The organism is Selenomonas sp. ND2010 (genome assembly GCF_000702005.1).
Lineage (GTDB): Bacteria > Bacillota > Negativicutes > Selenomonadales > Selenomonadaceae > Selenomonas_A.
Genome location: NZ_KL370847.1, coordinates 165,934 through 174,115 on the forward strand (window position 1 = coordinate 165,934; position 8,182 = coordinate 174,115).

7 protein-coding genes are annotated in these 8,182 nt (G+C 48.3%); 3 read left to right on the forward strand and 4 right to left on the reverse strand.

The annotated features are described in order from the left end of the window. The first annotated feature begins 4 nt into the window (after window positions 1–4). A complete protein-coding gene (locus T504_RS0112765) occupies window positions 5–1,654 on the forward strand; it encodes a DUF4127 family protein (RefSeq protein ID WP_081823472.1) in 1,650 nt (549 codons plus the stop codon). Window positions 1,655–1,690: 36 nt separating this feature from the next. On the opposite strand, the gene T504_RS14680 is transcribed toward T504_RS0112765, so the two are convergent. Both T504_RS14680 and T504_RS0112770 read right to left on the reverse strand, forming a co-directional pair. Next, entirely contained in the window at window positions 1,691–1,843 is a 153-nt protein-coding gene (locus tag T504_RS14680) for a hypothetical protein (protein ID WP_156033552.1), read from the reverse strand. A gap of 133 nt (window positions 1,844–1,976) precedes the next feature. Then, the gene (locus T504_RS0112770; protein WP_369793651.1) at window positions 1,977–2,759 is read right to left on the reverse strand and encodes a DeoR/GlpR family DNA-binding transcription regulator; all 783 of its coding nucleotides are present in this window, start codon (window positions 2,757–2,759) and stop codon (window positions 1,977–1,979) included. Between the two features lie 173 nt (window positions 2,760–2,932). On the opposite strand from T504_RS0112770, the gene T504_RS0112775 reads away from it, so the two are divergent. Continuing rightward, window positions 2,933–3,916 carry a sensor domain-containing diguanylate cyclase gene (locus T504_RS0112775; RefSeq protein WP_033171404.1) on the forward strand — a complete coding sequence of 328 codons (984 nt, stop codon included), beginning with the start codon at window positions 2,933–2,935 and terminating at the stop codon, window positions 3,914–3,916. 714 nt (window positions 3,917–4,630) lie between these two features. Here T504_RS0112775 and serC read toward each other — a convergent pair. Then, a complete protein-coding gene (serC, locus tag T504_RS0112780; protein ID WP_033171405.1) occupies window positions 4,631–5,722 on the reverse strand; it encodes a 3-phosphoserine/phosphohydroxythreonine transaminase in 1,092 nt (363 codons plus the stop codon). A gap of 504 nt (window positions 5,723–6,226) precedes the next feature. On the opposite strand from serC, the gene serA reads away from it, so the two are divergent. Then, on the forward strand, window positions 6,227–7,810 hold the full coding sequence (gene serA, locus T504_RS0112785; RefSeq protein WP_033171406.1) for a phosphoglycerate dehydrogenase: 1,584 nt from the start codon (window positions 6,227–6,229) through the stop codon (window positions 7,808–7,810). 172 nt (window positions 7,811–7,982) lie between these two features. Here the strand turns inward: serA and T504_RS0112790 are convergent. After that, on the reverse strand, window positions 7,983–8,182 hold a 200-nt coding region (locus T504_RS0112790), incomplete at its 5' end, for a transposase (protein WP_033171407.1).

Genomic DNA, 8,182 nt, shown 5'->3' on the forward strand with positions numbered 1-8,182 from the left:
GTTGATGATGGTTACGCTATTGCCAGCAGCTTCTGCACGGCACAAGGATAAGGAAACGTCTGCGCTGCAGAAGATTATTTATGTGCCTCATGATAACCGGCCAATATCGGACAAACAGACAACTGAGGTAGCCCAAAAACTAGGCATTGAGGTGGTAGTACCGCCGGATAAAATACTGGGTGACCGGCAGAATCTGGGAAATCCGGAGGAGCTTTGGCGCTGGCTGGAGGATAACCTTGATGATGCCGATGCGGCAGTGATTTCTTCGGATTCTATGCTGTATGGCAGTCTGGTGGGATCCCGCAAGCATAATTGCTCAGAGGCAGAGCTCTTAATCCGCACCGAGCGGTTCCGCAAACTGCATCAAGCATATCCCAAGCTGCCACTTTACGTTTTTGGCTCTATCATGCGAACGCCGAAATCGGGAGAAGCCTCCGGACGCGAAGAGCCAGATTACTATCGAAGCTATGGTTCCGATATTTTTCGTTATACGGTGCTAAAGGATAAGGAAGAACTAACTGGCCTAACCAGGCGTGAGCAGAAAGAAGCCGCATTCTTGCAGGAATTGATTCCCTCCGCAGATCTCAAGGATTGGCTGGGCCGACGGAAGAAAAACTATTCGGTTAATGAAAAACTCATCCGGATGGCACGGGAGGATACGTTCAATTATCTGATCCTAGGCCGGGATGATAATGCTCCTTATTCCCAGACCCATAAGGAAAGCCGTCATTTGATGGAAGAGAGCCAGGATCTTGATAATGCGCGTTTTCAGATTATGGCTGGTATTGACGAAATGGGAATGTTGCTTATTTCGCGGGCCGTAAACATTGCACATCAGAAAATGCCGTCGGTTTATGTGAAATATAACTGGGGGCGTGGCGCCAATACGGTTCCTGCCTATTCCGATGAGAAAATCAGCGATTCCATTCGTTCTGCCGTTACGGCGGCTTATGGGACCCTTACAACGGACCCTTCGCAGGCGGATTTGGTCTTGATGGTCAACACCGATATCCAAGGCAAGACCTATGAGGCGAATGACCCGTCGAATGACAGTGATTCGGCGCGCCACAGTTCGGTTTATTTTGCGGACTTGGTGAAAGAGTATGTGGAAAAGGGCTATCCGGTAGGAATTGCGGATATCATCTATGCGAATGGCGCGGATAATGCGTTGATGGAAGAGCTGAAAAAGCGTGACCTGCTCTTTAGGATCCGGGCTTATGCTGGCTGGAATACGGCAACGAATAGCACTGGCTTTGTGATCGGTGCTGGCGTGTTGACCAAGTACATGAAGGCTGAGGATATCGAGGAGCTGCTTTTGACCCGATATTTGGATGATTGGGTATATCAGAGCAATGTACGCAATACGGTGCAGCGCCAACTTAGTTGGCTTCGCGGTGAGGGCTATTATGGCAGCCTGGATGAGAAACGCAAGGCTGTGGGCATTCGTACAGCGCAATGGATTTCCCGATTCGCAGAAAAGAATCTTCCCAAGTTCAAAAGTTTGGAAGAGATACAGGTGACTTTCCCCTGGAACCGTATGTTTGAGGCAGACATCGCAAGAAGTGAACATAAAGAAGTCCACTTCTTCCAGAGATTAACGCAGCCCGTCAAGAAAAACGTAAAAAAACGCAAAAAAAAGGCATCCCTTCGTTAAGGTTCGAAGGGATGCCTTATTTATTTCAGCAACGTATCAACCGTTGTTCTTTTCCGCGTTACGAGCTACCTGGGCGCATACCGTTACAATACGATCCATAAAATCATATTCCATGGAACTTTCTTCCCAAGCGGCACGGAACTCAAGACTATCGATTTCCTGACCGAGGACTTTTGCCAAGTCGCGCATTACTATTTACCTCCTGTTTATGAATTTGTAAGTTCGTATTAGTACCAACTCACAAGAAACAATTATAGCAGGTTTCTGTAATTTCGCAAGGTCTTTTTTGACTCGGGGGCGATAAATTTCACGAGGAAGTGAATCAGAATGGGTAAACGTGAATGCCGTGGTTATTCAGCATGGTCAGTGATTCACTGTCAGCCTGGTCATCGGTGTAAACCGCGCTTATTTTATCCAAGGGGAGCAAGGAGACAACGCCGCTGGATTTGAACTTGGTGGATTCGGTGAGAACGATGATCTGACCGGCACTTTCGGCCATGGCGCGAGCTGCTTCGGCCCGCATGAGGTCATTAGACATGAATCCCTGTTCATTGAGGCCATCGGTGCCAACAAAGAATTTGTTGACGTAGAAGTCCTTTACGCAATTGCGAATCATCGGACCGACCATAACCTGGGACTCGTTCTGGTATTCGCCACCAAGCAGGATGACATGGGCGTTGGGCTGTTTGCGGATGAAATCCGCGATAAATGCTGAGTTGGTAATAATCGTGATGTCACGGCGGTTAGCCGCCAGTTCTTCGGCCAGTAGAGCACAGCAGCCACCGGATTCAATCATGACGGTTTCGCCGTTGTGAATGCTCTCGGCTGCGCGATGGGCAATGAGGCGTTTGCGTTCATAATTGAAGGAAAGGTGGTTGGCGATATCGTCACTGGAAGTCATGGCCGCATAGCCGTGTTCGCGGCGGAGAAGTCCCTTGTGTTCCAAGAGATTTAAATCTTTGCGGACGGTTACCTCGGATACGTCAAGTGCTTTGGCTAGTTCGGTGACTGCAACCCGTTTTTTTTGGTTGACAATGTTCAAAAGTTGAGAGTGTCTCATGTGCATAGTATAAAATCCTACCTTTTCCATAAATACTTCCGTCATCTAGATAGATTATAACACAGCTGAAGAAACGGGAAAAGGTAGCGGGGCAGGAAATCGGCTGGGAGAATCTTTCTGAATAGGAAAATAGTCCTTGCGATTGAAGGACGGTTGTAGTAAAATTAAAAGAAGTTTAGAATGATAAGAAATACGAGGAAAATAAATGAGGAGATCCTATGGGAGATATCGTAGGCAGTTTCAGCAATGAGGCACTATGGGGGATAATCATAGTGATGGGCATAGTCATCCTGTTACTGCTCGGGGAGCTTTTTTATGCGAGGCTTCAGCTTCATTCCCGACAGGAGCGTTATTGGTGGGTGCTGGGCGCATCGGATATGTATATGTTTGAGTACGATGCGGTCAATGATGAGCTGTTGCTATCGGAGCATTTTTCGGTGATGTTGGGGATTCCTAGGCATATCTTTCAGTTTTCGAAGGTAATGGGGAATACGAGAAATCCACAACTTCGAAAGGGCCTTGAAAATATTCCGCGCATCCTAGAGGCAGCAGAGAACGAGCAGAATTTGGAATTGGTACGGCAGGACGGTAGTACGGGAATTTTCCGCGTTCGTTGCAATTCCTTTAATGATAAGCATGGCAATTTATGCTCGACGGTGGGCATCCTGATGGATGTCACTCGCGAGGTGCATGAGGAAGAGGCCTTGCGCGCCCGGGCGGAGCTTGATGGCCTGACTGCGGTGTATAATTCCGGAACGGTGCGGTTCCTTATTGAACGTATGCTCAAGGAACGTCCAGAACGGGCAGTAAGTGGTTTTGTTATGCTTGATGTGGATCATTTCAAGGAAATCAATGATACTATGGGGCATATGACTGGGGACCGCGTGCTGCAAAAGCTCACGGAGAGCCTTCGTTCGTCGATACGTGAAACTGATGTCATAGGACGTTTGGGGGGAGATGAATTTTGCATTTATCTGCCGAAGATTGCTGGTTATGATTTTTTGTGTGATTTCTGTGAACGGCTCAATTCCGTGGCGGTAAAAAATTTTGAAGAAGCGGATTTGGGGATGGGGGTAACCATTAGCATCGGCGGTGTGATGGTCAGGAATCAGGAGGATTTTGCGGATGTCTATGGCCGCGCCGATAAGGTGCTTTATGCAGCCAAGGCACAGGGCCGCAATACCAGTTGCGTGGCCGAATAGGGAGCGAAAAAAGGAGCTGTGAAATTACAGTTTGCAGGTTACAAGAATCTCATTCGAAACAGCACTTCGCCGCTGCTAGGGACAGTGCCAACACTCCACGGGAGATGTTTTCCTAAACGAAATTTTTATCTTTAATTAAGCATCGAAAAAGTTGCAAAACGCGCTTCGCTTGAACGGTAGCAATTTTTCGACAAAAAGTGAGGATAAAAATTTCGTTCTTCACGGAAAACATCAAACGCTTCGTTTATGGCACTGCCCCTAGCGGCGGCTGAGGATGTGGCGAGTTTCCCAAGCTTCACCCTCCGAGGGCATAGTAGCTTCGTGCCGACTCTAACCGAGGCGGCGGGGGCCCCAGTACCATAAGCGTAGCCTTGACGTTCCGCGTGAAGCAAGAAATTTTTGCCTGCGTTCTCGTTGGAAAAGCAGTTTCGTCCAAGCGAAGCGCGTTTAACTGTTTTCCAACTCTTAATTAAAAGGCAAAAATTTCTTGTAGCGGGTTGTCACCGGTGGAGCGTTGGTACTGGGGCCCCCGCCGCCGGTAACTTACCTCGAACATGAACTGGGTACTACTCCCCTGCAAACTGTAATTTGTAAAAAGTGCCTGGATAAATTCATAGAAGCCTCCATAAGGTAGATGAATCCATCTTATGGAGGCTTCTATATTTTATGCCAATATAAAGGGATTTTTCTCAGTCCCTTTTTGTTATGGATAAGTCAAGCGTTTTCCTTGCGGAATTTTTCCATGAATTCGGCAAGGCGAAGGGCACCTTCATACGGCATAGCGTTGTAAATCGAGGCGCGCATGCCGCCGACACTGCGATGGCCTTTGACGCCACTGAGTTGATGTTCGAGGGCTTCGGCAACGAATTTCTTTTCGAGTTCTTCGCTGGGCAGGCGGAAGGTGACATTCATGAAGGAACGGCTGTCTTTGTCCGCGTGGCCACGATAGAAACCGTTCGAATTGTCGATGGCATCGTAAACGACTTTGGCCTTTTTCTGATTGCGTTTTTCCATTTCGCCGAGGCCGCCGTTGGCTTTGATCCAGGCAGCAACCTTGCCGACCATGTAGATGCAGAATGCCGGTGGCGTGTTGTAGAGCGAGTCCTTTTTGAGGAACGTGCTGTAACGAAGCATCGTTGGCAGGGTTTCCGGACTTTGGGCGAGCATGTCCTTTTTAGCAACGACGAGAACAACGCCAGCTGGTCCGAGATTTTTCTGGACCCCGGCATAGATAAAGTCAAATTTCTTAAAATCTACGGGACGGGAAAGCATGTCGGAGGACATGTCGGCAATGAGGGGAACTCCCTTGGTATCCGGTACGTAATGATACTCTGTGCCATAGATGGTGTTATTATAGCAGAGGTGAACGTAGGAAGCTTCCGGATTGATTTTGAGTTCATCCTGTGTGGGGATATGGCGGAAATCCACATCCTTAGAGGAAGCGGCGATTTCTCCAACGCCGAGAAGTTCTGCTTCCTGGTAAGCCTTGGTAGCAAAGCTGCCTGAGAGTACATAACTTCCCGGATGCTCTTTGGTAGCAAAGTTTAGCGGAATCATGGCAAACTGTTGGCTGGCGCCGCCCTGACAAAACAGGACTTCGTAGTCATCGCCGAGCCCCATGAGCTCTTTGATGTCAGCTTTTGCCTGCTGGTGAACTTCATCATACTGTTTGGCACGATGGCTGATTTCCAGGATAGACATGCCACTGTGGTGGAAATTCAAGAATTCAGCTTGAGCTTCTTTGAGAACTTCCAGGGGCAGTGTGGCCGGACCTGGGTTAAAATTATAAACGCGGTCTGCTTCCATGGGATAACCTCCTAAAATCCTGATGATTCTTTACGTTGTTATAAAACGGAGCGTCCGTGACTTGCGGACATCAGGCGTTTTGTTATATTTTAACGCGGAAATTTATGAAAAGCAAGCGAGAAAATAAAATTTGTTTTTCTGAAAAACACACTTGACGATGAGAGGCGGAGGAGCTATAATACGGTTATGCACAGGAGAATAGGAACAGATAACGCGAGGAAGAGGAAGCAATAGTGGTTGCCCGCAAAGAGAACTGACGGAAGGTGCGAGTCAGAGGGAAAAGCTGTTGTTCCGCCTTGGAGCGGCTGGCGATGAGTCAGACGGGGCGCCCGATACAGCGGCAAGAGAGATATTTTCGGATATCACTTGGGTGGCACCACGGAACTGATAGCTTCGTCCCAAATTGGGACGGGGCATTTTTTATTTTCAAGAGGTTTTTGTTTTGTCTGTGTAGAAATTAACGAGGAAAGTGTTTTCCACAAAGATATTGGAGGAGCGATGGATATGAAGGTTTTGGCTGCAGATGGTATTTCCCCAAAAGGTATTGAGCTTTTAAAGAAAGAATTCGATGTCGATGTCAAAGATAAGATTTCCGCCGAAGAGCTGCTGGAAATCATCCCAGAGTATGATGCATTGATGGTGCGCTCGGCCTCCAAGGTCACGGCAGAAGTGATTGCGCGGGCCGAGAAACTCAAGATTATTGGCCGTGCTGGTGTCGGTGTCGATAATATCGATATTCCCGCTGCTACGGCTAAGGGCATTATCGTCATCAATTCTCCGGGTGGAAATACGATTGCGGCTACGGAGCATACCATGGCAATGATGCTTTCGATGTCGCGCAATATTCCGATTGCCAACGAGACCATGCAGAAGGGCGAGTGGAATCGCAAGCAGTATGTTGGCGTTGAGCTTCGCGGCAAAACGTTAGGCGTAATCGGTATGGGCCGTATCGGTGCTGGCGTTGCCAAACGCGCTATGGCCTTCGATATGGATGTCATTGCTTACGACCCCTATATTAATGAAGAACGTGCCAAATCTTTGGGCGTTACGATTGGCACGTTTGAGGATGTCATTACCAAATCGGATTTCATCACGGTGCATATGCCATTGACGCCGGATACCAAAGGCATGATTGGCATGGAGCAGATGAAGAAAATGAAGAAAGGCGTACGCCTGGTCAACTGTGCCCGCGGTGGTATTATCGTCGAGGAAGATTTGGCTGAGGCAGTAAAACAGGGGATTGTAGCTGGTGCGGCTATCGATGTTTACACCAGTGAGCCGGTGGGCCCAGACCATCCGCTGGTCGGTGTACCGGGCATCGTTTTGACGCCGCATCTTGGTGCATCGACGGTCGAAGCTCAGATCGGGGTATCGCTGGATGTTTCCGAGGGCATATTGGCCGCACTGAAAGGTCAGCCCGTATCAACAGCAGTAAATATGGCGCCGGTATCTCCGCAGGTCATGAAGGTAATCAAACCGTATCTTACGCTGGCTGAGCGTCTGGGAGGTACGGTGGTATCATTGGCCGATGGTCCGGTAGAGAAGGTCGAAGTTATCTATAATGGCGAAATCACCGAGGTCAATACGGGGATGCTTACGACGGCAGTGGTCAAGGGCATGCTGAATCCGATTATGGAAAATGAAGTAAACTATGTAAATGCTCCGGGAATGGCCAAAGAACGCGGAATTAAAGTCATGGAAGTCAAGGAACGCGAAGTCGAGGATTTCACGAACCTCATTACGGTCAAAGCTGTGGCTGGCGGAAAAGAACTTTCGGTGCAGGGCACGTTGTTTGGTACGGAAGGCCGTATCGTTCGCATCAACAAGTTCCGTGTCGATGTCGATCCGCATGCTCGCATTCTGGTTTGCCCGCATATCAACCGTCCGGGTGTTATCGGTACGATTGGTTCCCTGCTCGGCAATAATGGCATCAATATTTCGGCTATGCAGGTAGGCAAGACGGAGGTAGAGGGAATGAGTCTCATGGTTTTGACCATCGACAATGACATCCCGACAGCCGTCATGGAAGTTATCAAGGGAATGGATGGCATTTCCGATGCTAAGCTCGTTAATTTTTATACCATTTAAGGATTGACAATAGCAAGAGGGGCTGTTGCATGAGTGAGAAATTACTTATGCACAGCCCCATTAGCTTTTCAACTTGACGATATCTTAAAAGTAAGAGCAAAATACAGGAATTTTGAGCGCAAGACACCAGACGGTCTGAAAATCGTCTTTGTTTCTTGCGCTCTTTGATTTTTTAAGCAGCGTTATCCACAGGGATTAAGTGCCGGTTAAGCTTTTCTGCCTGTATTTTGCAATGCAGCTTTTGAATGTTATAAGCCATTGCAAGCAGCATCGTTTCCACAAGGACATTTTTATTGCCACGGGTTAAAAATCGGCGGAAGCTCATATCCGCTTTTACCACGGCAAAGGCTCCTTCTGCCTGAATGCTGCGAT